Raw genomic sequence first — 25,247 nt, forward strand, 5'->3', positions numbered from 1 at the left:
AACGGAGCCATTGATGAAGCGCACCATTCTAACGGTCATTGCCTTGGCCGCGCTCTCGATAACTGCAGTGCAGGCCCAGCAGTTGCAAACCATTCCGACCAGCCCGACAGCGATGCCTGGTTCACCCGGCACCGCCACGCCTACGCCGTATCCGCAAATCACCCCGACCACCTTGCCCAGGACCGGGGCCGGGAGTGGAGGCCCACCGCTGGTGCCGATCGAGATGCCCAGCCCTCCGTCCAAGGATCAACCGTTGCCGGGCCTTGAGCCAAATAGCACGAAGACCAAGTCACCCGGCGGTTAAACCTGTTGCGAGAGCAGTTGCCCGTCGGCCATGCGCAGGCGTTTGGAGAGGGCGACAGCGAGGGCGCGGATGATCTTGGCGGCGATTTTCGGCGCGTCGTTGATCACCTTTTCCAGAGAGTCCTTGCCCAGGTTCAGCAGCTGGCAATTGCTGGCGGCCACGCAGCTGGCCGAACGTCGTTCGCCATCGAGCACGGCCATTTCGCCGAACGAGCGACCGCTGCGCAAAGTGGCCATGGTCACCAATTGCCCGTCGCCGTTGGTCTTCTGCACCGACACCTGGCCGGTGTGGATGATGCACATGAAACTGCCGGCATCGCCCTCATGGAAAATCTCTTCGCCTTCGGGGATGGTGCTGATGCTGAAGTAGCCGGAAGCGGCGGCGAAGTCCGCAGGCAGCAGCTGATCGAACAGGCCGCAGTCCATCAGCCAGTCGCGGATTTCGTTGTTCAGCAAGGTCGGTTCTGACATGTTGGCACGGTCTTTTTTTTGTGTCTGGTTCCGGTCCGAATCCCTTGTAGGAGCGAGGCTTGCCCGCGAAGAGGCCGTAACATCCAACATCAATGTTGACTGTGAAAATGCCTTCGCGGGCAAGCCTCGCTCCTACAAGGGCCTAGCCCCGGTGTCGGGTGTTAAGACCAGCACGCCGGGCCAAGTTCCTCAGGCAATCCCCCAAACCTTGAAAACAAATGCGTATTCGAGTGCTACGTCACGCAATCCTTGATAGCGACCGCTCATCCCGCCATGCCCGGCGCCCAGTTCGGTCTTGAGCAGCAGGGGATTGGTGTCGGTTTTGGTCGCGCGCAATTTCGCCACCCATTTCGCCGCTTCCCAGTACTGCACGCGGCTGTCGTTGTAGCCGGCGATCACCAGGGTCGCCGGATAGGCTTGCGCGGTGACGTTTTCGTACGGGGCATAGGCCTTGATCCGATCATAAACGTCCGGCTCTTCAGGATTGCCCCACTCGTCGTATTCCGTGACGGTCAGCGGCAGGTCCGGGTCGAGCATGGTGTTGAGCACGTCAACGAACGGCACTTCAGCAATGGCTGCGCCGAACAACTCCGGACGCTGATTGAGCACCGCGCCGATCAGTAAACCGCCGGCACTGCCGCCGCTGATCGCCAATTGCTGCGAAGTGGTGCAACCGTTGTCGATCAGGTGTTCGGCACAGGCGATAAAGTCGCTGAAGGTGTTGTGCTTGTGCTCCTGCTTGCCAGCGCGATACCAGGCCTCGCCCAGTTCACCGCCGCCACGCACGTGGGCGATGGCAAATGCCACGCCGCGATCCAGCAAACTCAGGCGGGCGTGGGAGAACCACGGGTCGAGGCTTTCGCCATAGGCGCCGTAGCCATAGAGATACAGAGGTGTCGGCTGACCGAGTGCTTCGCGTTTGACCACGAAACTGATCGGCACTTGTGTGCCGTCGGGTGCCGTCGCCCACAGGCGCTGGCTGACGTAAGCGTCGGCGTCGAACGGGCCGAGTACCGGGGTTTCCTTGAGAACTTTCTGCTCGCCACTGTCCAGTTCAAGCTGGCGGATCTGCGCCGGACGGTTCAATGCCTCGTAACGCAGGCGGATCCTGTCGCTGACAAACTCCAGGCTGTTCTGCACATGCAGGCTGTACGCCGCATCCGGCAGTTGCACGCGGTAGCTCGCCAGGTCTTGCGGGTGGACTTCAATCACCGGCAAGCCGCCGACCCGCAAGCTCAGGGTCATCGCGCCGACGTTCAGACTCATGCCTTCGATCATCGTGGTGTCGCTGTGGGGGATCAGGTTCTGCCAGTCGGCCTCGGTGGGCGCAACCCCGGTATCGACGGCGGTATACAGGGCAAAGTTGATGCCGTCGCGGTTGGTACGGATGAACCAGGCCCAGTCGCCGTTCAGCGTGCCGTGGTCGACGTCGTATTCATGGTCTTCAACCCGTGGCGCCAGGCAAGTAAAGGCCTGCTGCGGCTGCGAGGCGTCGAGGACCCAGACTTCGCTGGTGGTCTTGCTGCCCAGCGACAGCAGCAATTGCTGTTCGGAACTCGAGCGGTAGCAATGCAGGAAGAATCGTCCGTCCGGCTCATTGAACACTTCTTCGGCGGCCGTGCCGTCCAGTCGATAGCGCAACAGTTTGTGCGGGCGATGGGTGTCGTCCAGTTCGCCGAAAAACAGCGTCAGGCTGTCGTTGGCCCAGGTCATGCTGCCGTCGCAATCCTGAAATTCCAGTTCGCTGACGCGGCCGCTGGATAATTCCTTCACGAACAGCGTGTAAATCTCATCGCCCGTGGCGTCGATGCTGTAGGCCAGTCGCTGATGATCCGGGCTGATGCTGAACGCGCCGAGGGAAAAGAAGCCGCCGTTGGCCAATTCGTTCGGGTCCAGCAACAGTTGTTCCTGGCTTTCGTCAAGCTGCAGGCTGTCATCGGCCGGACGCGGGCAGCGGTAGTGTCGGGCATATTCGTCACCGGCAGTGGTGCGCGTGTAATACAGGTACGGGCCCCACGGGGAGGGCAGCGACAGGTCGGTTTCGAGGATCCGGCCCTTGATTTCCTCGAACAGGGTTTCGCGCAGCTTTGCCTGATCGGCGGTTTGCGCCTCTTGGTAGCTGTTTTCAGCATTGAGGTAGTCGAGCACCGCGTCGGTGTCGCGCTCCTGCAGCCAGGCATACGGGTCATCACCCTCGGCCTTGCGGGCGATAGGGGCGTCGGAAACGTTGGCGGATAAGGGCATAAAGGAATCTCGAACAATGTACGGAATAGGGCGCGCGCGTGTCTTGATGCCGCTGCAAATCCCTGTGGGAGCGGGCTTGCTCGCGAAGGGGCCTGCACATTCAACATCTGTGTTGGCTGACACACCGCATTCGCGAGCAAGCCCGCTCCCACAGGAGTGAGGCGTAGCGGCCAGGCATTGGAGCAAGCCTGACGGGCGAAAAGTCGTTACTATAAGCGCCTCTTTGCCTGCCTTGCCATGGACACCATGACCGAGAACGACTATCTGATCGCTTGGGGCCTCTACGCCTTTGCCGCTTTAGGCTGCCTGTTGGTGTGGATGCGCATGACCCGCTGGATGTGGCGTTGGCTGCGCGAACCGCTGCGGCTGCTGGTTGCCGTGCTGCTGTTCAGCCCGACCATCATCGACCCTGTGAAGGAAAAAGTGGCCCCGGCCATCGCCATCACCGCGCTCGATCTGCTGTTCAAGGTGGGCAACAACGCCTGGCGGGCGGTTTCCGATCTGTTCATGTACGGCATGATCGCCTTCGGTATCTACCTGGTTTACGTGGCGATCCGTTTCCCGATCGAACGCGCCGCCAATGCTCGCAAGGAACAGGCAGCCACCGCGAAGGCCGCGGCCCGGGCCGACGATCCTGAAGACGATCATCCGTTCGGCGGTGCCGGCGATGACCGTTACGGTCGTCCGCCAGTGCCGAGCAACCCTCAGCGATTGCGGGTCGAACCGCGTTTGTAACCTTGCCCCTGCCTTCCATCGAGAATCCGAGCATGTGTGAGTTATTGGGCATGAGCGCCAATGTGCCGACCGATATCGTGTTCAGCTTCACCGGGCTGATGCAGCGCGGCGGCCGCACCGGTCCGCACCGTGACGGTTGGGGCATCGCCTTCTACGAGGGGCGTGGCCTGCGGCTGTTTCAGGACCCGGCGGCGAGCTGCGAGTCCGAAGTGGCGAACCTGGTGCAACGCTATCCGATCAAAAGCGAAGTGGTGATCGGGCACATTCGCCAGGCTAACGTCGGCAAGGTCTGCCTGTCCAACACGCACCCTTTCGTACGCGAGCTGTGGGGCCGCAACTGGTGTTTCGCCCACAACGGTCAGCTTGCGGATTTTGAGCCGATCAAAAGTTTTTACCGCCCCGTCGGTGACACCGACAGCGAAGCGGCGTTCTGCGATTTGCTCAACCGTGTGCGCGCAGCGTTTCCGGAACCAGTCGAGATCGAAGCGTTGCTGCCGGATCTGGTCGCCGCTTGCGCCGAGTACCGCAGCAAAGGTGTGTTCAACTGCCTGCTGAGCGACGGCGACTGGCTGTTTTGCTATTGCTCGACCAAATTGGCCCAGATCACCCGTCGCGCGCCGTTCGGCCCGGCGCGGTTGAAGGATGTCGATGTGATCGTCGATTTCCAGGCCGAAACCACGCCCAACGATGTGGTCACGGTGATCGCCACCGAACCCCTGACCGAAAACGAAACCTGGACCCGCTACGAACCGGGCCAATGGAGCCTCTGGCGACGCGGCGAATGCGTCAACCAGGGCAAGACCGAATAAGGATCTCACCCGATGTTGCTCAGTTATCTACGGCTGGTGTTGTTTGCGGCGGGCCTGTTGATCGGTGTCCAGGTGCCGGGGTTCATCAGCGATTACGCGAAACGGGTCGAAGCGCACCTGATTGAGGCGCAGACCGGCTTGAGCGGTTTTCAGGGCACGGCCAATCAGTTCTTCAAGGGCGATATGCAGGCGCTGGTCGCCCATTACCGCGCCAGCGAAGACCCGATTTTTCGCAGCGACGCCGACAGCCTGAGCACCTTGCTCACCCGTCAGTTGACCCTCGATAAACAGTTCCAGGCCATGCAGGGCCCGTGGTACATCCGCGTCCTGCAGGTGGCGCTGGCGGCTGATCCGGATATTCGCAAGGAAACCTGGAATGGCTACAGCTACCAGATCCTGCTGACACCGGAAGCGATGATCTGGGGCATGAGTGGCGCGTTGCTGCTGTCGTTCGGCATTGAATGTTTGTTCCGACTGATCGACTGGGTGGTACTGGGCGGCAAGCGTTTGCGCCAGAGCCGGCCGATCGAAGACCGGGATGTGCGCGGCCTGTAACCCTGTAGAGCCGGCTTCCGGCGATTGCCGCGACACGGTATGCCTGGCAGATCGCATCGCTGGCAAGCCGGCTTCTGTTTTTACCAATCGACCGAGTAGCTCATGCTCAGCGTGCGGCCTTCGGCGTTGGCGTACGGCGCTCTGGCGTTGGCCTGGGTGAACAGGTTCTGGTACGTGCGGTTGGTCAGGTTGTACACGCCACCTTCAAGACGACCGACCGGCAGTTGCACGGAGCCGAGCAGGTCCACCAGCGTATAGCCTTCGATCTCGCGCCCGTTGTTGTCCTTGGCGGCGGCGTCGTAACTGGACAAATGCATGCCTTGCAGGCGCAGGGTGTAGTCGTCTTCGGTGTAGCCGACGAACAGTGTGGTCTTGGCCGGTGAGATGCGCGTAGCCGGCAGATCGATCCATTTGCCGTTCTGCTCGGTCTCGCCTTTGGCCCAGGCATAAGTGCCACCCACCGACCAGTGATCGGTCGCGCGGTAGGTCAGGCTGTTTTCGATGCCGCGAACTCGCTCTTTCTGGTTGATCAGGCGCAATACGCGATCATTGGCATCGTAGAACTGGGTCACGTCCGAGGTGTTTTCGTACACGGTGACGTCGGCCTGCCACTGGTCCCAGTTACCGCGCCAACCCAGCTCGTAACTGTCGACCTTGATGGCCTGGGCGTTGAGACTCTGGATGTCGAAGGTGCTGCTGACATCGCGCATGAAGCGCTGGATATCCGGTAGCGAGAACCCCTGGCTGTAATTGGCGAAGACATCCTGGTTTTCACTCAGATGGTAGACCGCCCCCAGGTTATACAGCGTGGCATCGTATTTGAGGGTGTCGCCGGGCAGCGTTGCACGTATGCCGGTCTGGACGATCTGACCATAAGCGATGCTGTCGGAGACGTCGCTTTCGATCCATTCACGGCGCACACCGCCACGCAAGGTCCAGTCACCGATGTCCCAGGACATCTGCCCGAACAGCGATTTGGTGGTGGTTTCGATGTCCGGGCCCAGCTCGTAGGTGGTGCCGGTCTTGGTGTAGGTCAGGCCCTTGAGCCTGTATTGATCACCTCGTTGGCGGGAGCGCTCATTATCATAGTCGGCGCCCCAGACCAGATTACCCGTGGCACTCCCGATCGCCGGCAGCGGCGTGTCGATGGCCGCGCGCAGGCCGTAGACATCCTGCACACTGTTGTTGTCGGAGATCCCGGCCCTGCCTCGCGACAGGTCCGGAAAGAACAGTGCATCGGCGCGGCGCCAGTAGCTTTCCAGTTGCAGGCCCTGACCGTAGAAGTCTTTGTCGGTGTAGTTGAGGTTGACCGCCTGGTTATGCGTATAGGGTTGATCGTCGAGTTTCAGCCCTTTGACTGCCACGGCTTGCTGGCGGTTTGTCGGGTCTTTTGTGTAACCAGTGTCCTGCTGGTCCTTGTAGTCCTGCAGCGACAGGCTAAGTTTTTTGTCGGCATCCAGTTCGTAACCGAAACGACCTTGCAGGTCATAGGTTTCGGTATCCATGTTGCTGCCCTGGGAAGTGTCTTGAGGGATGCGGTTGCCGTTGCCATCGTACTGATCGTTACGCTGGGTCAGGTCGGCGGAGACGTACCAGTCAAGGGCATCCTTGCGCCCCGTCGCACTCTGAAAGGCTTCGTAGGCGAAGCCTTTGCGGTTGAGGTTGTTGCCGCTGGTCAGACCCAGTTTGCTGCTGTAGGCAATGTCCTGGCCCTGATTGCGCTTGGTGATGATGTTGATGATGCCGCCCGAAGCACCGGCCCCGTAGATGCTGCTGGCGCCGGAGATCACTTCGATGCGTTCGATGCTGGCCGGGGCGATGCTGTTGAGCTGGCGGAAGTTGTCGCGCGTGGCGTTCTGCGATACGCCGTCGATCAACACCAGCATGTTGCGCCCGCGCAGGGTCTGACCGAAGTTGCTCATCCCGCCGCTGGACGGCGCAAGACCGGGGACCAATTGCCCGAGGATGTCGGAGACCCGGCGACCCGCGCCGCTCTGCTCACGGACCTGTTGTTCGTCGATAACCTGGACCGAGCCCGGAATCGAAGCAATGCTCGCTTCGCTGCGAGTAGCGGAGACGACGGTGGCTTGCATGTTCAAGGTACCGGGTTGCTGCTCGGTATCCTCGGCCCAGGTCTGGGCGCTGAAGGTACCGAGCAGCGGGATCAGCAGGGAAAGCTTGGTTCGGATCATGACGTGGTCTTTTTTTAGTTGTGATTAGTGTGGGGCGATAAGGTCGAGCGGTCAGGCGCGGAGTTGAACGAGCGCACCCAGCGGATCCCGATGGCGGCTATGGCGTAGGTCAGCGCCACCAGCCAGAAACTGTGAGCCAGGCCAACCAGGCCCATGCCGATCCCGCCAAGGACGACACCGAGCAGAGCGCCAGCCTTTGCCGCGCTGTTGCCGAGGCCGAGCGCGAAGCCCTGCTGGTTTACGGAAATGGTGTTGGCGATCAGTGCATAGGCGACGGGCAGCAGGGCGCCTTGCCAGATGCCCCAGACGAGTCGACTGACGAGAAACCCCAGCCATTCGTTGGCCAATGCCGTGGCCGCCAGCGTCAGTGCACACAGCCAGGCCACGCCTTCGATGACGCGCAAGGTGTGGGCCGGCTGCCAGCGGTCGAACAGGCGTCCCCACAGCGGTGCGGAAATCGCCAGGGTCGCGGCGCTCGCCGCGTAGGTGGCGCCGATCAGCCAGCTTGGGGCATGCAGAATGTTCGCGACGTACAGCGCGTAGAACGACTGCGGCATCATCTTCGCGGCCTGAATCAACACGATCACCAACAGGATTCCACCGAGCCAGCCTTTGGGCAGGGCAACCGGTTCAACCGCTTTTTTCTTCGAGGTCCGAGCCTTGTCGGCCGGCAGGAAAAAGCTCCCCAGTGCGCACAGCAGGCAAATCACCGTCGCGCCATAACAGAGCAGGGCAAACCCCGAGACGTCCATCAGCCAGCCACCCAACACTGGGCCGATCAAGGAGCCGACGGCGGTTGCCGATTGCAGGCGGGCCAGGGTGTGACCACGTCTTGAACTGTCGCAGCAGGCCAAGGCATAGGCTTGCGCGGCAGCGAGAAAACCGGCCAATGCGCCTTGCATCACGCGAATACCCACCAGCAGCCACGGGTCGAGGGTAATGGCCGCCAACCCTTGGCACAGCGCGAGTGCCAGCAACGCCCGAACAATCATCGGTTTGTGTCCGGTGCGATCTCCCAACCGGCCCCACATGGGAGTCAGGAGCATGGCCGCCAGCATCGGACCGGCATAGACCATCGCCGATAGCAGCGCGGTGTAGCCGGCGCCTTCCGGCCCGAGCAGATGCTGGATCTGCAAGGGCCAGAACGGGCCGCTCATTTCCATTGCGCCCATGGAGACAAACTGAATGACGATCAGCAGTCGCAAGGCGCGACCGTCAGCGAGCATGGGCGTTTGGTCGCAGCGGGTTACTCAGGCGTCCGACGATGTCGGCATGACTGTCGAGCAAGCGCATGCGCATGAACGATTTGGCGGGCCAATCCTGTTCCAGCAAGGCCTGGCGCTCGCTTTCCCAACGTGCTGGTTCAACGCGCTCGCGCAAGGTCTCGAAGCACTGTGCAACGTGCGATGCCAATTTCTCCCAAAGGATAGTTTCCGGCACATTCCAGTGGCGGGCACAGAGCAAAGTCAGCTCACCGAGGTGGCACATGAAGGTGGTGTGCAGAAGCTTGTCGCGGACAAATCCGGAATCGTCATACAGGGTCATTTTCGGATCGTGCAACTGGATATCCAGACCTTTGGCGTGCAGGGTTTTACGATCGATACGAACATCGCCGAAATCACGCAATAGCAGCCGATTCAACTGCCCGTCAGCGCCCATCACCATGAAACTGTTTTGCTGATGCGCTTCGAACGCCACGCCATACATCAGGTAAATGCCCAACAGACTCGGTACGGCAATCGACAGGTAATCATCGAAGAACGCCAGCATGGCCTCGCTGTTGTCACTGCCCTGAGCCAGTTTTACCCAATCACGCAGCAGCGGTTGTTCGAATTCGTTGACGGCGAACAGGCTGCCGACCGGCACCGCCAACTCGCCTTCTTGCAGGAGGGTAAGCGGGTTGTCGCGATACAGCACGGCAGCATGCCGGGAGCGCTCGTCATCGGCCGGTAGTGGTGCGTAGTGCACGCCGATGCGCTCGGGAACGATGTTCAGCAGACGCTGAATCTGCGGCTCCTGATCGAGAATATTCAATATCAGTTGGCTGATGCGCGGCCCCATCCGGGCGGAGCGCGGCGACACGGTGCGCTGCACGCTGGTCAGTCGCAGAGCCACCGGCAGTTTGACCATCGGCGCCACGCGACTGGCCTCCGGCAGGACCGTGCGGAAGGACATGGTCGGGTGGCCGGTAAAAGCCACGATGTCAGTGACGATCAGCAGGTTGTCGGCGATCTCGTTGGCGAACGAGTGCGGCAGCTCTTCATGGGCTTGCCATGGGTGCGACGGGAGCGGGAGGTAGTCCTTTGCTTCCAGACCCAACTGCTGCAAGTGGCGTTGCAATTGCTCGGCGGCCTGTGGGAAGTGACCTTGCCACCAGTCCCAGTAATCGGTAGTGCCAGCCAGCGCTTCGACGTGTGCGTACTGGCGGTGCAGGGCGCACAGGACAATCGGAAAACTCGCTTCGAATTCTGGCGAGAAAGCGATGACCTGAGCCGCGCTCAAGCCCAGTTTGGTCTTGTAGTTCGGGTGCCACGGATGGCCGAGAGTGCCCCACTGTTCGAGCAATGACGTCGGGTTCTGGTGGCTGGGGCCGGCTTTGAGCCAAGCGAGCAGATTGTCGTCGTACTCGGTATCGATCTGCTCTCTCAGGCGCTCGGTCCATCCGTGGTGAAACGCCAGGCACAGGGTGTCGTTGCTGAAGCTGTCATCCAGCTCCTTGGCCAGACGTTCCAGTACCTGCGGGGAGGCTGGCGGGTTGAGCTGAGTGCTGAGGTGAGCGAGCAGTTCGCTGGGCAACTGGATTTTTTGGGGCAGTCTGTCGGGGGTGTGCAGGACGATGCTGCCGCGTACGTCCCAGCTGTTCATTCTGCCGCCGGACAAGTGCTCGAAGCAAAGGTGCGCGCCATCGCCAAGTGGCAGCCAGCAACGGCTATTGTCGTCGTATTCGCAAGCGTCGGGGTTGATCAGACCTTCACGAAACAGCGCCTGGATCAGGCGTTGGAAGCAGCGCTGGGCGGCGGGCTCCAGCGCATTGCTCAAATGATCGAGGGTGATGCGGTGGGACTGGAAAGCCTGTGTGCCGAGGGCTTCGCTCCAGTGAGCGAGCAATTGCTGCTGTTTTTGCGTGTAGGCGCGCATCAAGCCCGACTCCGTCTGGACAATGGGTTAGCTGAAAGCGCGCAGAGAATACCTCGTTGAAAAAATAATGCAAATGATAGTGGTTCATATTTACAGTATGAGAAACGTCCTTCAGATTCTGGCCTGGGGCTTGCCCAAGACGATGTAGTGCTCACCTACTTTCTGCGCATAGCGCTCCACGACGTGCTGACACAACGCAACAATCTCCTCGACCCATTCCACGCCAACCCGCCACGACACCACCACCTGCAAATTCGGCGGCCGCTGATCGATGGCCAGCAACGTCAATTCCCCTCGCGCCAATTCTTCGGCCACCAGCACCGGCGGTAACGCGCCAATGCCAAATCCGTCCCTCAGCAAACGGGTAATCGCCGACACCGAGTTCACGCAGTTGAGCCGCGGCGCCATGACCCCGCTGGCCTGCATCAGGCTCAAGATGTCCTGATGAGGGTGGGAGTTTTTCGAATAGGTGATGATCCGCTCCCGCGCCAGATCGGCGACACCTGAATACTCGCGGTTGTAGATGGAATTGCTGGCCACGATCCAGCCCATCGGATGACTGGCGAGCTCCAGGCTGCGCACGCTTTCCTGGCGCAGCAGGTCGGTTTGCAGGATCAAATCGAGAAAGCCTTTTTGCAGCTGATCGCAGAGGTTGAGCGCGGTATCGGCCACCAACTCGATTTCCACCAGCGGGTAGTGATCCATCATCTGCGCCACCAACGGGCTGAGCCAGGTGTGGATCACGGTGTCCATGACGCCAATCCTGACCCGCCCGGCCTTGCTCGAACGGGTCTCGATCGACTGCTTGAGCGCCTGCATCGTGTCCATCATCTGCTCGGCATATTCGAGCACTTTCAAGCCTTCGGGTGTCAGGCTCACGCCGCGAGAATCGCGCAGAAACAGCTTCACCCCGAGCTCACTTTCAAGCACGGCAATGCGGCTGGAAATCGATGCCTGGGTGGTGAAGAGCTTGTCTGCCGTCAGGCGGAAACTCTTGAGTCGGGCGACCCAGACAAAGGTCTCGAGAAACTTCAGGTTCATGGGATCAACTTTTTCTTATGCCTTGGCCGGGTTTTTATTAGTTGGACGCAGCAGGGCCAAGCGTCCAAAAATCGACGCATCCGGTTCCCACGATAGGCGTCGTCGGGGCTCAGAACAATACCAATAAAATTTGCACGGAGACTTGCCATGAGTGCGCCCGACACCCTCGACATCCCCAAAGCGACGGCTCGCCCGGGACCTTTCGACTGGTACCGAAACATCAATCAGCAGGAGCGTCGCACGTTCTGGAGCTGCAAGATCGGCTATGGCCTGGACGGCATGGACACCCAGATGCTCAGCTTCGTGGTGCCGACCCTGATTGCCATGTGGGGCATCACCACCGGCGAGGCAGGGCTGATTCACACCAGCACCCTGATCGCCTCGGCCATCGGCGGTTGGGTGGCGGGGATTCTCTCCGACCGCATCGGTCGCGTACGTACCCTGCAACTGACTGTTCTGTGGTTTGCCTTCTTCACCTTCCTTTGCGGTTTCGCCCAGAACTACGAGCAACTACTGATCAGTCGCACCCTGATGGGCTTCGGTTTCGGTGGCGAATGGACCGCCGGCGCCGTGCTGATGGGTGAAGTGATTCGTGCCAAGGACCGCGGCAAGGCCGTGGGCATGGTGCAATCCGGCTGGGCGCTGGGATGGGGGGTGACGGCGATCTTGTATGCGCTGCTGTTCTCGGTGCTGCCGCCGGAAGACGCTTGGCGCGCGCTGTTCATCCTTGGCATCGTGCCGGCGATTTTTGTGATCTTCGTCCGCCGTTTGGTCAAAGACCCGGAAATCTACCGCGAAGCCAAGGCCAAACAGGAGCCCGGCAACGCAGCGAAGTTTTACGAGATCTTCGCCCCCGGCATCCTGTTCACCACGATTCGCGCTTCGGTGCTGACCACTGGCGCACTGGGCGGTTACTACGCGATCACGTCCTGGTTGCCGACTTTTCTGAAAAACGAGCGCGGTTTGAGCGTACTCGGCACAGGCGGTTATCTGGCGATGGTGATCGTCGGTTCCTACGTCGGCTACGTCATCAGCGCGTATTTGACTGACATCCTTGGCCGTAAAAAGAACTTCATCCTGTTCGCCGTGGGCTCGTTCACCATCGTGCTGCTCTACACCCAATTGCCGGTCAGTAACGGCGTGATGCTGTGGCTGGGCTTCCCGCTGGGCTTCTTCGCTTCGGGGATTTTCAGTGGCATGGGCGCGTTTTTGACCGAGCTGTTTCCGACGCGGATTCGCGGTTCGGGGCAAGGCTTTTGCTACAACATCGGTCGGGCGCTGGCGGCATTGTTCCCGCTGCTGATCGGTTTGCTGAGCCAGACGGTGCCACTGAGCGTAGGCATCGGGGCGTTTGCGGCAGTTTCCTACGGGGTGGTGATTCTTGCGGCCCTGAGCCTGCCGGAAACCCGTGGCAAGCAACTTGAAGCCGAGTAGCTGATAATCTGCGGGCAAATGCCTACAGCTAAAAAGAATCAAACCTACAGGAGTGTTCACCGTGAGCCGCCTGCTATTGAACTGCGACATCGGCGAGAGTTTCGGTAACTGGACCATGGGTCTGGACGCCGAGGTCATGCCCTTCATCGATTGCGCCAACATCGCCTGCGGCTTCCATGCCGGCGACCCGAGCATCATGCGCAAGACCGTCAGCCTGGCCCTGAGCAACGGCGTACTGATCGGCGCACATCCTGCGTATCAGGATCTGGTCGGCTTCGGTCGCCGCTCCATGGCCTACACCGCCCAGGAACTTCAGGACATTCTGCATTACCAGATCGGCGCCCTCGACGGCATTTGCCGGGCCCAGGGCGGGCGCGTCAGTTACGTCAAACCCCACGGCGCGATGTACAACGACATGATGGCCAACCCGGCGCAATTGCGCGCGGTGCTTCAGGCTGTGGCAGCGTATGACCGGACCCTGCCGCTGATGCTGATGGCCACTCGCGACAACAGCGCCGCGCAGCAACTGGGTGATGAATACGGCGTGACCTTGTGGTTCGAAGCCTTCGCCGATCGCGCCTACGACAGCGCCGGGATGCTGGTTTCACGGCAACTGCCGGGGGCGGTGCACCACGATCCCGAGCGAATTATCGAGCAAGCGCTGACCATCGCCCGTAGCGACAACCTCACCGCCAGCGACGGCAGCGCCTTGCATTTACAGGCCAACACCCTTTGCGTCCACGGAGACAACGCCAGTTCGGTGGCGGCCGTGCGCCGGATTCGCGAAGCACTTGATCAGCAGAGCGCACCATGAAACCGCGGGTTGAGGTGGTGGCGCTGGATTGTCTGATGGTGCGGATGTTCGATGAAATTGCCGAGGCCAACATGCCGTGGATGCTGGCGGCCAGCGAAAACCTGCGTGCTGTATTCGCAGGGCATCTGATTGATCTGGTGCCGTCCTATACGACGTTGATGGTGCATTACGATCTGACCGCGTTGAGTCCGGCTCAGGCCCGGGAACTGATCGCCGAAGCGCTGATCGACCTGTCGCCCAACGCGAGCAGCAGCGGCCGATGCCATGTGCTGCCGGTCTGGTATGACTTGAGCGTCGGTCCGGAGTTGAGCCTGTTGTCTCAGCGTAGCGGGCTGTCGGTGGAGGAGGTGATCCGTCGCCACAGCGAGCGTGAATATCAGGTGTTCGCTTTGGGCTTCGCCCCGGGGTTTGCCTTCATGGGGCTGGTGGAGGAAGTACTCGCTGCGCCGCGCCTGAATACGCCGCGCAAAAAAGTTGCCGCCGGCAGTGTCGGCATCGCCGAGCGGCAAACCGCCGCCTACCCGGTGGTTTCCCCCGGCGGCTGGAACCTGATCGGCCGCACGCCGGCCAAACTGTTCGACCGCGAACGCGACGGCTACAGCCTGATGCAACCGGGTGACACTGTGCGCTTCGAAGCGGTCAGTCATGCCGAGTTCATCAACCTGGGCGGTGACGACACGCCATTGGAGGCCCAGGCATGAGCCATCTGTTGATTGAGGCGAGTACGCCGCTGTGCCTGTTGCAGGACGCTGGCCGTTTCGGCGTGCGGCATCTGGGCGTGACCCAGGGCGGCGGCCTGGATTGGCGCTCGATGTCGTGGGCCAACTGGCTGCTGGGTAATAGGCTGGATGCGCCGGTGATTGAAATCACCCTCGGCGGATTCAGCGTCGTGGCCGAGGACGATTGTGTATTGGCGCTGGCCGGAGCGGATCTGGGCGCGCAAGTGAATGGCGAGGCACTGGCGCCGTGGCGCAGTTTTCGGCTGAACAAAGGCCAGCGATTGCAGTTCACTCAACCGCTGCTCGGGGCGCGAGCTTATCTGGCCGCGCCGGGCGGGTTTGAGGCGCCGAAGGTGCTGGGTAGCACCGCGACGGTGGTCCGTGAAGAACTCGGCGGTCTGGATGGAATGGGCCGTCCGTTGGCCAAAGACGCCCAGTTAAGCTATCGCGGAAGTGCGTTGTTATTGCTGCGGGAGTTGCCGGTAGAACATCGGCCGGATTTCAAAGTCGATTCGCCACTGGATCTGGTTCTCGGCGCGCAGATCGGTGAGTTCAGCGGGCAAAGTCTGTTCGACGCGTTCAACAGCGTCTGGACCCTCGACAGCCGTGCCGACCGCATGGGCATTCGCCTGCTGGGAATGGCGTTGCAGTACCAGGGCAAACCGATGATTTCCGAAGGCATCCCGCTGGGCGCGGTCCAGGTGCCGCCGGATGGGCAGCCGATTGTGTTGCTCAATGATCGGCAGACCATTGGCGGTTATCCGCGATTGGGGGCGTTGACGCCGTTGGCGTTGGCACGGCTGGCGCAGTGCTTGCCGGGGTCGAAGGTGCGGTTGCGGCCGGTGGTGCAGGATGTTGCGCATCGCGAACAGGTCGAGTATTTGCGCCGATTTTCAGACCGCTAAAAGCTTCGCGGGCAAGCCTCGCTCCTACAGGGTTGGTGCACGACGCACGAACACCGAAACCTGTAGGAGCGAGGCTTGCCCGCGAAGGCTGCCTTGCAGGCAACGCAGATCTCTATTTGGAAAGAAACCGCATCCCTTCTTCAAGCCCCCGCAACGTCAGCGGGTACATCTGGTCATCAATCAAGTCCCGCACAATATTGGTCGAAGACGTATAACCCCACGTATCTTTCGGATACGGGTTGATCCAGATGACCTTCTTGTACTTCTCCATGAACCGCTGCATCCACACATAACCGGCTTCTTCGTTCCAGTGTTCGACGCTGCCGCCAGCCTGGGTGATTTCGTATGGCGCCATGGCGGCGTCACCGATGAAGATCACTTTGTAGTCGGCACCGTACTTGTGCAGCAAGTCCTGGGTCGAGGTGCGCTCGGAAGTGCGGCGCATGTTGTTCTTCCACACCGATTCATAAACGAAGTTGTGGAAGTAGAAGTACTCCAGGTGCTTGAACTCGGTCTTGCAGGCGGAAAACAGTTCCTCGCAGATCTTCACGTGGGCGTCCATCGAGCCGCCGATGTCGAACAGCAGCAACAACTTGACGGTGTTGCGCCGCTCCGGCCGCATCTGGATGTTCAGCAGCCCGGCATCACGCGCGGTATGGTCGATGGTGCCATCGATGTCCAGCTCTTCCGCCGCGCCCTGACGTGCGAATTTGCGCAAGCGGCGCAGGGCAACCTTGATGTTGCGCGTGCCCAGTTCCACCGAATCGTCGAGGTTCTTGTACTCGCGCTGATCCCACACCTTGACCGCTTTGCCTTGGCGCTTGCCGGCATCGCCGACCCGAATGCCTTCCGGGTTGAAACCGCCGGAGCCGAACGGGCTGGTGCCACCGGTGCCGATCCACTTGTTGCCGCCGGCGTGGCGTTCTTTCTGTTCTTCGAGACGCTTTTTGAACTCTTCGATCAGCTTGTCCAGGCCGCCGAGGGACTGGATCGCGGCTCGCTCTTCGTCGGACAGGGAGCGCTCGAATTCCTTGCGCAGCCAGTCTTCCGGGATCAATGCCTGAAGGTGATCATCGAGTTTTTCCAGGCCATTGAAATAGGCACCGAACGCCCGGTCGAACTTGTCGAAATGCTTTTCGTCCTTCACCAGAATCGCCCGGGACAAGTAATAAAACTCGTCCATATCAGCGAAGGTCACGCGCTGTTTCAGCGCGTTGATCAGGTCCAGCAGCTCCCGTACCGAGACCGGCACTTTGGCTGCACGCATTTCATTGAACAGGTTAAGCAGCATGGCAATCGCCCTCTATCTTGTTAAACAGAGGGATCAGCGAGTGCCGCGACGGCTCATGAACGCCAGACGCTCAAGTAATTGCACGTCCTGTTCGTTCTTCACCAGGGCGCCTGCCAGCGGCGGAATCGCTTTGGTCGGATCGCGTTCGCGCAATACCGCTTCGCCGATGTTGTCGGCCATCAACAGTTTCAGCCAGTCCACCAGTTCGGAGGTCGATGGCTTTTTCTTCAGGCCCGGGACCTTGCGCACATCGAAGAACACGTCCAGCGCTTCGCTGACCAGGTCTTTCTTGATGTTCGGGTAGTGCACGTCGACGATCTTCTGCAGCGTCACGCGATCGGGGAACGCGATGTAGTGGAAGAAGCAGCGGCGCAGGAAGGCGTCCGGCAGCTCTTTCTCGTTGTTGGAGGTAATGATGATGATCGGACGCTTCTTGGCCTTGATGGTCTCGTCGATTTCGTAAACGTAGAACTCCATCTTGTCGAGTTCTTGCAGCAGGTCGTTCGGGAACTCGATGTCGGCCTTGTCGATTTCGTCGATCAGCAGGATCACCCGCTCTTCGGACTCGAAAGCCTCCCAGAGCTTGCCCTTTTTCAGGTAGTTGCGAACGTCGTGGACTTTCTCCGTGCCCAGCTGCGAGTCACGCAGTCGACTGACCGCGTCGTACTCGTACAGGCCCTGATGCGCCTTGGTCGTGGACTTGATGTGCCAGGTGATCAACTTGGCGCCGAAGGACTCGGCCAGTTGTTCGGCGAGCATGGTTTTGCCGGTGCCCGGCTCGCCCTTGACCAGCAGTGGACGCTCCAGGGTAATGGCGGCGTTGACCGCCAGCTTCAGGTCATCGGTGGCGACGTAGGCCTGGGTGCCTTCGAACTTCATCTGCTAATCCTCGAACGGTAATGCCGACCTGAACGGGGCAGGGCGGGGCGCAATAATTGTAGTACCCGACTATAACGCGCTGCCCCGTCGACTGTGAACGCAGACGGCTTATTCAGTCTCTGAATGGGGCGTCACATCTTGACTCAGTCTCGGCTGCTGGCCAGTATTGAGATATCGCCATATTGGCGATAGCTTGCCCGGCATGTCTACTAAATATCGATTTCGCGATACGTACCGCATTCAGTTGCGCGAGAAGGATCATCCACCGCCTCATGTTCACCTGACGGGTGGCGGGCTGGATGTCATGTTGAGCCTGGATACCGTCGAAGTGATGGTGGGCAAGGCACCGCCGCTGATTATCAAGGAAGCACTGGAGTGCGTCAGGGCTCATCAGGTGCAATTGCTGGAGGACTGGAAACGATGCTACCCATGAAACGACCACGGCTGTCGGCTGTGCAGGCGTTGCCGGTTTACCGCCTGGCGCTGACCTTTATCGACGGTCAGCAACTGACCCTCGATTTGAGTCGCGACTTGCACGCCTATCCAGGATTGCAGCCATTGCTGGAGGCTGGCGCATTCGAAAATGCAATGTCGGGCGATGATGGCTGGAGTGTCGAGTGGCCGGAGCAGGACATCCAGATTGGCGCCGACACTCTGTATCTGGAGGCGCTCGCGCAAAACGCATCGGACGAGAACACCCGGATCTTTATCGATTGGCGCGCCCGTACCGGGTTGCCGCTCAATCAGGCGGCTGAAGCGTTGGGGGTTAGCGCGCGCAGCATCACGCGTTATAGCAGCGGGCGTGAACCGGTGCCCCGATCATTGGCGCTGGCCTGTCTGGGGTGGGATTTCCTGCAGCAGCAAGCGAGCCCGATGCGGGCCGCCGAAGAAACCGGGCGCTACACCGTTACGCGTAAACCCTAACCGGCCTCCGGCTTCGGCCGCTCATAGCGTGCATTGAACGCCTGAACAAAACCGTTGCGTAAAATCTGCAAAAACGCCTGGAAGGCGCTGATATCTTGCCGATGCACATTGCCGCTCAGTTCAACCCGAGTGGCAAACTGGTTCTTGCCCTGGTTTTTCAACACGGTTTCGGAACCTCCGACGATGGCCTCCCAGATGGAACGGAAAAACCCTTTGTCCTTGTTTTCCACATCCTGTTGCCAGTTGAACACGTCGACGTCTTTCAGCAGCGGTTTGATGTAGCCGGTCATTTTGGCCTTTTTGGCTTGCGCTTCGATCACCACATCGCCGTGACCGGCGTTGAAGTCGAACTTGCCATAGGCCGAAGCAAAGTCGTTCATGCGTTTGAGTTCAATGTCCCTGGCCCGCAGCCGGAACTCGAAGTCTTCAAAGTTGCTTAACGGGTCGAAGGTTGCCGTTGTCTCCAGTGGCGCATGGCCCAGCAACAGCGCCTTGCCTTCAAAACGGGCGTCGCGCTTGCCTTTGGTATCGACCACGTTGGTCAGGTTGTAAAGGCTGGCGTTGACCTGGGTGGCGTTCATGTTGACGGGGGGCTTGGAATTGAAGTTTCGAAAGCTGATCTTGCCGTCGTAGATGCGTATTTCATTAAAGGTGAACGGCGCCAGTTTGCTCAACTGTGCGCGCCAGTCGGTGCCTTGACCGGTCTGGGAGTTTTTTTTGTTGGCGCCGCCGTCGACGAAGTTCACCTCGGGGTTGAAGAACTGCACCTCGGCCACCACTGCGCGGTCAGACCAGAGTGAGTGCCAACTGACAGAAAGGTCGATCAGCGGCGCATTGACGAAAGGCACCGGGACCTTGCCGTCGACCTTGACGATCTTCAGTCCGTTGATTTTATAGGCGCCGCGCCACAGGGCCAGGTCCACGTCGGTCACCTGACCTCGGTAATCGCCCATGTCCGCCAGCTTGTCGTTCAGGTAATCGCGTACCAGGTAGGGCAGGGCGATGTGCAGGGCAATCAGCAGCACAACGAGGCCGGCGAGGGTCCACAGGGGCCAACTGTATCGACGTTTCATGACGGCAAATCTCTGGCGATATAAAGCCATTGACTGCGGCGGTCACCGGACGTTCGACCTGACTGGACGACCACCGGCAACAGGCATACCTTTGGGAGCTTATTCAACGCTGTACAAGGACCCAGCCATGAGCCGTATTTACGCTGACAACGCCCATTCCATCGGCAATACGCCGCTGGTGCAGATCAACCGCATTGCCCCGCGCGGCGTGACCATTCTGGCCAAGATCGAAGGGCGCAACCCTGGTTATTCGGTCAAGTGCCGGATCGGCGCGAGCATGATCTGGGACGCCGAAAGCTCCGGCAAACTAAAGCCTGGCATGACCATCATCGAACCGACGTCGGGTAATACCGGTATTGGCCTGGCCTTTGTTGCCGCTGCCCGTGGTTACAAATTGATGCTGACCATGCCGGCGTCGATGAGCATCGAACGACGCAAGGTTCTCAAGGCACTGGGCGCCGAACTGGTATTGACCGAACCGGCCAAGGGCATGAAGGGCGCGATCGAGAAGGCTGCCGAGATCCTTGCCAGCAACCCGGCCAAATACTTCATGCCGGCGCAGTTCGACAACCCGGCCAACCCGGCCATTCACGAGAAAACCACCGGCCCGGAAATCTGGAACGACACCGACGGCGCGGTCGATGTGCTGGTAGCGGGCGTCGGAACCGGCGGAACCATTACTGGCGTTTCGCGGTATATCAAGAATACCCAGGGCAAACCGATTATCTCGGTGGCGGTGGAGCCGATGGTGTCGCCTGTGATCACCCAGGCGATTGCCGGTGAGGAGATCAAGCCTAGCCCTCACAAAATCCAGGGGATCGGTGCCGGTTTTGTCCCAAAGAATCTGGATCTTGCGATGGTCGATCGGGTTGAGCTGGTCAGCGACGACGAATCCAAGGCCATGGCCCTGCGCCTGATGCAGGAAGAAGGGATTTTGTGCGGTATTTCCTGTGGCGCCGCGATGGCGGTGGCGGTGCGTTTGGCCGAAACACCGGAAATGCAGGGCAAGACCATCGTGGTGATCCTGCCGGACTCCGGTGAGCGCTACCTGTCGAGCATGTTGTTCAGCGATCTGTTTACCGAGCAGGAGAATCAGCAGTAAAGCGGTGACGTCTGCTGGATCTTTTTAACGTGTGGCGAGAGGGCTGATTCAGGTCAGCCCCCGTTCAGGAACCTTATGTTAATAAGTGCTTTATTGCACAAACCTTAATACTGAATGTCGACTTTTGCGGGTTTTTCCCGAGGCCGGTAGTGTTGATCATGGCCGGCTGCCACGTCGGGTAAATGGCGTTGTGCATAGAACCAATACTCAAGGAGCCGTAGATGACCTTTTCCTTTTCCTTTGCCGCGAAAGCGTCAGTGTTGCTGCTATTCCTGGGCAGCACCCTCTATGTGCATTTGCGCGGCAAGGCACGATTGCCGGTTCTGCGTCAGTTGGTCAATCACTCGGCCTTGTTCGCACCTTACAACGCCTTGATGTACCTGTTCTCTGGCGTGCCATCCAAACCTTATCTGGACCGCAGCAAGTTCCCGGAACTGAACGTGCTCAAGGACAACTGGGAAGTTATCCGCGACGAAGCCATGCACCTGTTCGACGAGGGTTACATCTGCGCCGCCGAAAAGAACAACGATGCCGGTTTCGGTTCGTTCTTCAAGAAAGGGTGGAAACGTTTCTACCTCAAGTGGTACGACAAACCTCTGCCATCAGCCGAAACCTTGTGCCCGAAAACCGTGGCCTTGGTCAGCAGCATTCCCAACGTCAAGGGTGCGATGTTCGCCTTGCTGCCGGGTGGCAGCCACCTCAACCCGCACCGCGATCCGTTTGCCGGTTCCCTGCGCTATCACCTGGGGCTGTCGACGCCGAACTCCGATGATTGCCGTATCTTCGTCGACGGTCAGGTGTACGCCTGGCGTGATGGAGAGGACGTGATGTTCGATGAGACCTACGTGCATTGGGTCAAGAACGAAACCGGGAAAACCAGAGTTATTCTGTTCTGCGACATCGAGCGGCCACTGAGCAATCGCATCATGACCCGTATCAACCGCTGGATCAGTGGCTTGCTTGGTCGCGCCACCGCACCGCAGAATCTTGATGATGAACGGGTTGGCGGGATTAACCAGGCTTATGCCTGGAGCAAGAACTTCAGCGACAAGGTCAGTGGAGCGGTCAAGCGCTGGAAGCGTCGTAATCCCAATACATACCGCATGCTGCGGCCGGTGCTGGCGGTGGTGGTGTTGACGTTGTTGGGGTATTGGTTGTTTGGGTGACTGGATGCAATAGAAAACCGCTCCTTGGGAGCGGTTTTTTTATGACGGTGATGGACTACCTGATTTTTGGTAATCGGCTGGCGGCATTGAGCATACTGGGCATGCTGCTGCTGATCATCATCGGTCTGGTCTTCGTGTTCCGTAAAACAGCGTAAAGATGATAAGGCCTGGAGCGTTGCTCCGGGCCTTTTCTATTTGGCCAGCGCCGGGCAGATAACCTCTGGAGCTCGCGCGTGACCTCCCACGTGGCGCTGGCCGAAGTGACGGGCATGCTCAGCCAGACGCGGGGGCGAGGTGTGTGAAGCGATGGTGCATGGCGGGCTGTATCCGGCGACGTCGGATTCGCGGGGGACGTCGGTCGGGACGTTGGCGATTGACCGGTTTCTGCGGCCGGTGTGCTTCCAGAATTATCCGGATGCGTTGCTGCCCGAGGCGTTGCAGAACGCCAATCCGCTGGGGATTCGGCGGTTGGTGGATGGGGAGGTGAGTCAGTCAGCCTTGTAGTGTCTGGGCTATCGCCATCGCGAGCAGGCTCACTCCCACATTGGATCTCCTGTGAACACAATATTTGTGAACACTGAGGTTACCTGTGGGAGTGAGCCTGCTCGCGATGACGTCATCAGCCTCACCAAAAATCTACTTGGCAGCCACCGCTGCAGCCTTCACCACCGAAGGCTTCAACACCAGCCACAACGCCGCCGCAATCAACACCCCGCCATAGATATGCGCCATCGACAACGGCTCATCCAGTAACAGCGCTCCCCACAACACCCCGAACGGCGGGATCAGGAAGGTCGTGGTCATCGACCTCACTGGCCCGATCGAGCTGAGCAAACGGAAGTAAATGATGTACGCGAGCGCGGTACACACCAGCCCCAACCCCAGCAACGACAACCAGACATTCCAGCCGCCCCAGCTTGCCGGTGGCTGGCTGATCACGCTGTAGCCGAACAACGGCAGTAAAAACAGCGTCGCACCAAGCATGCTGCCCAGCGCCGAAAGACGACTGTCGAGACCGCCCGCGTGATCGAGCCAGCGGCGGGCCAGGAACCCGGCAAAGCCGTAACAGGTGGTGGCGAGCAGGCAGGCAACGGCGCCCATCAGCAATTCCATGTCGAACGCCACCGGACCGGCACGGGTCAGGACACCAACGCCAAGCAGTCCGAGGAACACCCCGCCAAGCTTGGCGGCGGTCAGTCTTTCATGGAAGAACAGACCGCCAATCAACACGCCCATCAGCGGCGTGGTGGCGTTGAAAATCGCCGAATAGCCGGCCGGAAGGACTTGGGCGGCTACCGAGTAGAGCGTCGCCGGAATCCCGGAGTTGATCACGCCGAGCAGCATCACCGTCTTCAGCTTGCCTTTGAAATCCCAGTTGATGCGCATCAGCCCCAGGATCAACAGCAAGCCGGTGGCAGCAATCGACACACGGAAAAAGGCCGTGGGGATTGTGCCAATCACGGGGGCGATGATGCGCATGAACAGAAAGCTCGCACCCCAGATCGCTGCCAGCGACAGTAAACGGAAAATATCGACAGGGCTCACGGAACACTCCTTCCTTGATGGGGACGAGAGTGTTGCCGAGCGCCTTATCCATGGCAACCGAAAAACGAGCATTTAACCCGAGCCGAAAATTACGCTTCTCCTGCACCCGGTTCACTGGCTAAGCTCAGGGCTCCCGAATTCCCGCAGAGGTCTCACCATGCCGCAGCAATGGCCAGCCGCCGACATCGCCCGAATGATCCTCGATGGCTTTGACGATTACCGCGAGCATTTCCGCCAGATCACCGACGGCGCCCGGACCCGCTTCGAGCAGGCCCTGTGGCAGGAGGCCCAAGTCGCCTCGGCCGCGCGGATCAACCTGTATGAAGAGAAGGTCAGCGAAACGGTCGACCGCCTGCGCATTGCGTTTGACGCCGACACGCTGGACGTCAGTTGCTGGCCGCTGGTCAAAAGCGCTTACATCACCCTGATCGACCTGCGTTTCGACGATGAACTGTCCGAGACCTGGTACAACTCGATTTTCTGCGGGTTGTTCAGCCATGACCTGATCAGCGACGGCTGCATGTTCATCCACACCACCCGGCCAAGCCTGCGCCGGGCTCGCGCCGCGCAAACCCGAACCTACAAGCCTCAGGGCCAGTTGTCCGGCATGCTCGCGAGCATTTTTGCCGATTACAGCTTCAGCGAGGATTACGCCGACCTGGCCGGCGACTTGCGCCGCCTCGAAGCACAATTGCGCGAGAACCTGCCGGACTGGGTATGCAAGGACCCGGAATTGAGCGTCGAACTGTTTTCCTCGGTGCTTTACCGCAACAAGGGCGCGTACCTGGTGGGGCGCATCTACACCCAGGACGAACAATGGCCGCTGGCGATTCCGCTGCTGCACCTCGAAGGTCGCGGCATCCAGATCGATGCGCTGATCACCGATGAAGCGGACGTGTCGATCATCTTCTCGTTCACTCGCTCGTATTTCATGGTGGATGTGCCGGTGCCGGCGGAGTTCATCGGTTTCCTGCGGCGGATCCTGCCCGGGAAACACATCGCCGAGCTGTACACCTCGATTGGTTTCTACAAGCACGGCAAGTCCGAGTTCTACCGGGCGCTGATCAATCACCTGGCCAGCACCGACGACCAGTTCATCATGGCCCCCGGTGTGCGCGGCATGGTGATGAGCGTGTTTACGCTGCCGGGTTTCAACACCGTATTCAAAATCATCAAGGACCGTTTCTCGCCGTCGAAAAACGTCGACCGCGCCACGGTGATCGAAAAATACCGTTTGGTGAAAAGCGTCGACCGCGTCGGGCGCATGGCCGATACCCAGGAATTCGCCGATTTTCGCTTCCCGTTGAGCAAGTTCGACCCGGCGTGCTTGGAAGAACTGCTTGAAGTGGCCGCGTCCACGGTGTCGGTGGAAGACGACACGGTGCTGATCCGTCACTGCTGGACCGAGCGGCGGATGACGCCGCTGAACCTGTACCTGGAAAACGCCAACGAGGCGCAGGTACGCGAGGCGCTGGAGGATTACGGTCTGGCGATCAAGCAACTGGCGGCGGCGAACATCTTTCCCGGCGATATGCTGTTGAAGAACTTCGGCGTCACCCGACACGGTCGCGTGGTGTTTTATGACTATGACGAGATTTGTTTCCTGACCGAAGCCAACTTCCGCCACATCCCGCAACCGCGCACGCCGGAAGACGAGATGGCGTCCGAGCCGTGGTATTCGATCGGTCCGCTGGATGTGTTTCCTGAAGAGTTTCCGCCGTTCCTGTTTGCCGATTCCGGGCAAAGGAAGCTGTTTGACCAGTTGCATGGCGAGTTGTACAACGCCGATTACTGGAAAAGCCTCCAGGAAGCCATTCGCGGCGGCAAGGTGATCGACGTCTTCCCGTACCGCCGCAAAGGCCTCGACAACGAATAACCCACTCTGAGATGACACCTTCTGGCGATGG

Annotated in this window: 23 protein-coding genes and 3 pseudogenes; 16 read left to right on the forward strand and 10 right to left on the reverse strand. The window is 59.8% G+C overall.

Going from position 1 to position 25,247, the window contains the following annotated elements; translation table 11 throughout:
• Positions 1–13 precede the first annotated feature (13 nt).
• Entirely contained in the window at positions 14–304 is a 291-nt protein-coding gene (locus EYC95_RS11310) for a hypothetical protein (RefSeq protein WP_131060418.1), read from the forward strand.
• On the opposite strand, the gene EYC95_RS11315 is transcribed toward EYC95_RS11310, so the two are convergent.
• The gene (locus EYC95_RS11315) at positions 301–774 is read right to left on the reverse strand and encodes a cyclic nucleotide-binding domain-containing protein (RefSeq protein WP_131060419.1); all 474 of its coding nucleotides are present in this window, start codon (positions 772–774) and stop codon (positions 301–303) included. The genes EYC95_RS11310 and EYC95_RS11315 overlap by 4 nt on opposite strands.
• Before the next feature lie 189 nt (positions 775–963).
• Positions 964–3,018, reverse strand: coding sequence for a S9 family peptidase (locus tag EYC95_RS11320; protein ID WP_131060420.1), 2,055 nt, complete (start codon positions 3,016–3,018; stop codon positions 964–966).
• Between the two features lie 237 nt (positions 3,019–3,255).
• Here EYC95_RS11320 and EYC95_RS11330 point away from each other — a divergent pair, with 237 nt between their 5' ends.
• Genes EYC95_RS11330 through EYC95_RS11340 form a run of 3 tightly spaced genes read left to right on the forward strand, consistent with a single transcriptional unit; the run spans position 3,256 to position 5,117 of the window.
• Positions 3,256–3,753 (forward strand): MFS transporter, encoded by a 498-nt coding sequence (locus EYC95_RS11330; protein ID WP_131060421.1) that lies wholly within the window; start codon positions 3,256–3,258, stop codon positions 3,751–3,753.
• A gap of 32 nt (positions 3,754–3,785) precedes the next feature.
• A complete protein-coding gene (locus EYC95_RS11335; protein ID WP_131060422.1) occupies positions 3,786–4,562 on the forward strand; it encodes a class II glutamine amidotransferase in 777 nt (258 codons plus the stop codon).
• 12 nt (positions 4,563–4,574) lie between these two features.
• The gene (locus EYC95_RS11340) at positions 4,575–5,117 is read left to right on the forward strand and encodes a DUF2937 family protein (protein WP_131060423.1); all 543 of its coding nucleotides are present in this window, start codon (positions 4,575–4,577) and stop codon (positions 5,115–5,117) included.
• 80 nt (positions 5,118–5,197) lie between these two features.
• Here EYC95_RS11340 and EYC95_RS11345 read toward each other — a convergent pair whose 3' ends face one another.
• From EYC95_RS11345 to EYC95_RS11360, 4 genes are all read right to left on the reverse strand, one after another.
• Positions 5,198–7,309: a TonB-dependent receptor gene (locus EYC95_RS11345; RefSeq protein ID WP_131060424.1), complete on the reverse strand. Its 2,112-nt coding sequence runs from the start codon at positions 7,307–7,309 to the stop codon at positions 5,198–5,200.
• A gap of 14 nt (positions 7,310–7,323) precedes the next feature.
• A complete protein-coding gene (locus EYC95_RS11350) occupies positions 7,324–8,535 on the reverse strand; it encodes an MFS transporter (protein WP_131060425.1) in 1,212 nt (403 codons plus the stop codon).
• Positions 8,525–10,447 (reverse strand): IucA/IucC family siderophore biosynthesis protein, encoded by a 1,923-nt coding sequence (locus EYC95_RS11355; protein WP_131060426.1) that lies wholly within the window; start codon positions 10,445–10,447, stop codon positions 8,525–8,527. Before EYC95_RS11355 ends, EYC95_RS11350 begins: the two co-directional genes overlap by 11 nt.
• A gap of 111 nt (positions 10,448–10,558) precedes the next feature.
• Positions 10,559–11,488, reverse strand: coding sequence for a LysR family transcriptional regulator (locus EYC95_RS11360; protein WP_131060427.1), 930 nt, complete (start codon positions 11,486–11,488; stop codon positions 10,559–10,561).
• Positions 11,489–11,635: 147 nt separating this feature from the next.
• Here EYC95_RS11360 and EYC95_RS11365 point away from each other — a divergent pair, with 147 nt between their 5' ends.
• The 4 genes from EYC95_RS11365 (at position 11,636) to EYC95_RS11380 (ending at position 15,360) form a co-directional block, all read left to right on the forward strand.
• Complete coding sequence (locus EYC95_RS11365) at positions 11,636–12,922, forward strand: MFS transporter (RefSeq protein ID WP_131060428.1); 1,287 nt, start codon at positions 11,636–11,638, stop codon at positions 12,920–12,922.
• Positions 12,923–12,983: 61 nt separating this feature from the next.
• Positions 12,984–13,736, forward strand: a complete 753-nt coding sequence (locus tag EYC95_RS11370; protein ID WP_131060429.1) for a 5-oxoprolinase subunit PxpA — start codon at positions 12,984–12,986, stop codon at positions 13,734–13,736.
• Entirely contained in the window at positions 13,733–14,437 is a 705-nt protein-coding gene (gene pxpB, locus EYC95_RS11375; protein WP_131060430.1) for a 5-oxoprolinase subunit PxpB, read from the forward strand. Before EYC95_RS11370 ends, pxpB begins: the two co-directional genes overlap by 4 nt.
• A complete protein-coding gene (locus tag EYC95_RS11380; RefSeq protein ID WP_131060431.1) occupies positions 14,434–15,360 on the forward strand; it encodes a biotin-dependent carboxyltransferase family protein in 927 nt (308 codons plus the stop codon). Before pxpB ends, EYC95_RS11380 begins: the two co-directional genes overlap by 4 nt.
• 112 nt (positions 15,361–15,472) lie before the next feature.
• On the opposite strand, the gene EYC95_RS11385 is transcribed toward EYC95_RS11380, so the two are convergent.
• On the reverse strand, positions 15,473–16,651 hold the full coding sequence (locus tag EYC95_RS11385) for a VWA domain-containing protein (RefSeq protein ID WP_131060432.1): 1,179 nt from the start codon (positions 16,649–16,651) through the stop codon (positions 15,473–15,475).
• A gap of 33 nt (positions 16,652–16,684) precedes the next feature.
• Positions 16,685–17,530: a MoxR family ATPase gene (locus EYC95_RS11390; protein ID WP_010462104.1), complete on the reverse strand. Its 846-nt coding sequence runs from the start codon at positions 17,528–17,530 to the stop codon at positions 16,685–16,687.
• A 202-nt stretch (positions 17,531–17,732) separates the two neighbouring features.
• Here EYC95_RS11390 and EYC95_RS11395 point away from each other — a divergent pair, with 202 nt between their 5' ends.
• Complete coding sequence (locus EYC95_RS11395) at positions 17,733–17,963, forward strand: DUF4160 domain-containing protein (protein WP_165557451.1); 231 nt, start codon at positions 17,733–17,735, stop codon at positions 17,961–17,963.
• Positions 17,951–18,454 (forward strand): DUF2442 domain-containing protein, encoded by a 504-nt coding sequence (locus tag EYC95_RS11400; protein ID WP_131060434.1) that lies wholly within the window; start codon positions 17,951–17,953, stop codon positions 18,452–18,454. The genes EYC95_RS11395 and EYC95_RS11400 overlap by 13 nt, the downstream gene beginning before the upstream one ends.
• Here the strand turns inward: EYC95_RS11400 and EYC95_RS11405 are convergent.
• Complete coding sequence (locus EYC95_RS11405) at positions 18,451–19,527, reverse strand: DUF748 domain-containing protein (protein ID WP_131060435.1); 1,077 nt, start codon at positions 19,525–19,527, stop codon at positions 18,451–18,453. The genes EYC95_RS11400 and EYC95_RS11405 overlap by 4 nt on opposite strands.
• Positions 19,528–19,654: 127 nt before the next feature.
• On the opposite strand from EYC95_RS11405, the gene cysK reads away from it, so the two are divergent.
• The 5 genes and pseudogenes from cysK to EYC95_RS11425 form a co-directional block, all read left to right on the forward strand.
• Positions 19,655–20,629, forward strand: coding sequence for a cysteine synthase A (gene cysK, locus EYC95_RS11410; RefSeq protein ID WP_131060436.1), 975 nt, complete (start codon positions 19,655–19,657; stop codon positions 20,627–20,629).
• Positions 20,630–20,850: 221 nt separating this feature from the next.
• Positions 20,851–21,795 (forward strand): aspartyl/asparaginyl beta-hydroxylase domain-containing protein, encoded by a 945-nt coding sequence (locus EYC95_RS11415; RefSeq protein ID WP_131060437.1) that lies wholly within the window; start codon positions 20,851–20,853, stop codon positions 21,793–21,795.
• Positions 21,796–21,842: 47 nt separating this feature from the next.
• Positions 21,843–21,950: pseudogene (locus tag EYC95_RS11420) on the forward strand (EamA family transporter); the annotation flags it as partial.
• 57 nt (positions 21,951–22,007) lie between these two features.
• Positions 22,008–22,082, forward strand: a pseudogene (locus tag EYC95_RS30610) (hypothetical protein); the annotation flags it as partial.
• Positions 22,081–22,299, forward strand: a pseudogene (locus tag EYC95_RS11425) (aldehyde dehydrogenase (NADP(+))); the annotation flags it as partial. The pseudogenes EYC95_RS30610 and EYC95_RS11425, both read left to right, overlap by 2 nt.
• Positions 22,300–22,431: 132 nt before the next feature.
• Here the strand turns inward: EYC95_RS11425 and EYC95_RS11430 are convergent.
• Positions 22,432–23,340, reverse strand: a complete 909-nt coding sequence (locus EYC95_RS11430) for a DMT family transporter (protein ID WP_131060438.1) — start codon at positions 23,338–23,340, stop codon at positions 22,432–22,434.
• Between the two features lie 157 nt (positions 23,341–23,497).
• On the opposite strand from EYC95_RS11430, the gene aceK reads away from it, so the two are divergent.
• On the forward strand, positions 23,498–25,216 hold the full coding sequence (gene aceK, locus EYC95_RS11435) for a bifunctional isocitrate dehydrogenase kinase/phosphatase (protein WP_131060439.1): 1,719 nt from the start codon (positions 23,498–23,500) through the stop codon (positions 25,214–25,216).
• The last annotated feature ends 31 nt before the right edge of the window (positions 25,217–25,247 follow it).

Origin of the sequence: Pseudomonas sp. BGI-2 (genome assembly GCF_004310295.1) — a bacterium.
Lineage (GTDB): Bacteria > Pseudomonadota > Gammaproteobacteria > Pseudomonadales > Pseudomonadaceae > Aquipseudomonas.

Excerpts from the sequence above, each read along its gene's own strand:
- EYC95_RS11310 (WP_131060418.1), top strand. The coding sequence starts at position 14 with ATGAAGCGCACCATTCTAACGGTCATTGCCTTGGCCGCGCTCTCGATA.
- EYC95_RS11315 (WP_131060419.1), bottom strand. The coding sequence starts at position 774 with ATGTCAGAACCGACCTTGCTGAACAACGAAATCCGCGACTGGCTGATG.
- EYC95_RS11320 (WP_131060420.1), bottom strand. The coding sequence starts at position 3,018 with ATGCCCTTATCCGCCAACGTTTCCGACGCCCCTATCGCCCGCAAGGCC.
- EYC95_RS11330 (WP_131060421.1), top strand. The coding sequence starts at position 3,256 with ATGGACACCATGACCGAGAACGACTATCTGATCGCTTGGGGCCTCTAC.
- EYC95_RS11335 (WP_131060422.1), top strand. The coding sequence starts at position 3,786 with ATGTGTGAGTTATTGGGCATGAGCGCCAATGTGCCGACCGATATCGTG.
- EYC95_RS11340 (WP_131060423.1), top strand. The coding sequence starts at position 4,575 with ATGTTGCTCAGTTATCTACGGCTGGTGTTGTTTGCGGCGGGCCTGTTG.
- EYC95_RS11345 (WP_131060424.1), bottom strand. The coding sequence starts at position 7,309 with ATGATCCGAACCAAGCTTTCCCTGCTGATCCCGCTGCTCGGTACCTTC.
- EYC95_RS11350 (WP_131060425.1), bottom strand. The coding sequence starts at position 8,535 with ATGCTCGCTGACGGTCGCGCCTTGCGACTGCTGATCGTCATTCAGTTT.
- EYC95_RS11355 (WP_131060426.1), bottom strand. The coding sequence starts at position 10,447 with ATGCGCGCCTACACGCAAAAACAGCAGCAATTGCTCGCTCACTGGAGC.
- EYC95_RS11360 (WP_131060427.1), bottom strand. The coding sequence starts at position 11,488 with ATGAACCTGAAGTTTCTCGAGACCTTTGTCTGGGTCGCCCGACTCAAG.
- EYC95_RS11365 (WP_131060428.1), top strand. The coding sequence starts at position 11,636 with ATGAGTGCGCCCGACACCCTCGACATCCCCAAAGCGACGGCTCGCCCG.
- pxpB (WP_131060430.1), top strand. The coding sequence starts at position 13,733 with ATGAAACCGCGGGTTGAGGTGGTGGCGCTGGATTGTCTGATGGTGCGG.
- EYC95_RS11380 (WP_131060431.1), top strand. The coding sequence starts at position 14,434 with ATGAGCCATCTGTTGATTGAGGCGAGTACGCCGCTGTGCCTGTTGCAG.
- EYC95_RS11385 (WP_131060432.1), bottom strand. The coding sequence starts at position 16,651 with ATGCTGCTTAACCTGTTCAATGAAATGCGTGCAGCCAAAGTGCCGGTC.
- EYC95_RS11390 (WP_010462104.1), bottom strand. The coding sequence starts at position 17,530 with ATGAAGTTCGAAGGCACCCAGGCCTACGTCGCCACCGATGACCTGAAG.
- EYC95_RS11395 (WP_165557451.1), top strand. The coding sequence starts at position 17,733 with ATGTCTACTAAATATCGATTTCGCGATACGTACCGCATTCAGTTGCGC.
- EYC95_RS11400 (WP_131060434.1), top strand. The coding sequence starts at position 17,951 with ATGCTACCCATGAAACGACCACGGCTGTCGGCTGTGCAGGCGTTGCCG.
- EYC95_RS11405 (WP_131060435.1), bottom strand. The coding sequence starts at position 19,527 with ATGAAACGTCGATACAGTTGGCCCCTGTGGACCCTCGCCGGCCTCGTT.
- cysK (WP_131060436.1), top strand. The coding sequence starts at position 19,655 with ATGAGCCGTATTTACGCTGACAACGCCCATTCCATCGGCAATACGCCG.
- EYC95_RS11415 (WP_131060437.1), top strand. The coding sequence starts at position 20,851 with ATGACCTTTTCCTTTTCCTTTGCCGCGAAAGCGTCAGTGTTGCTGCTA.
- aceK (WP_131060439.1), top strand. The coding sequence starts at position 23,498 with ATGCCGCAGCAATGGCCAGCCGCCGACATCGCCCGAATGATCCTCGAT.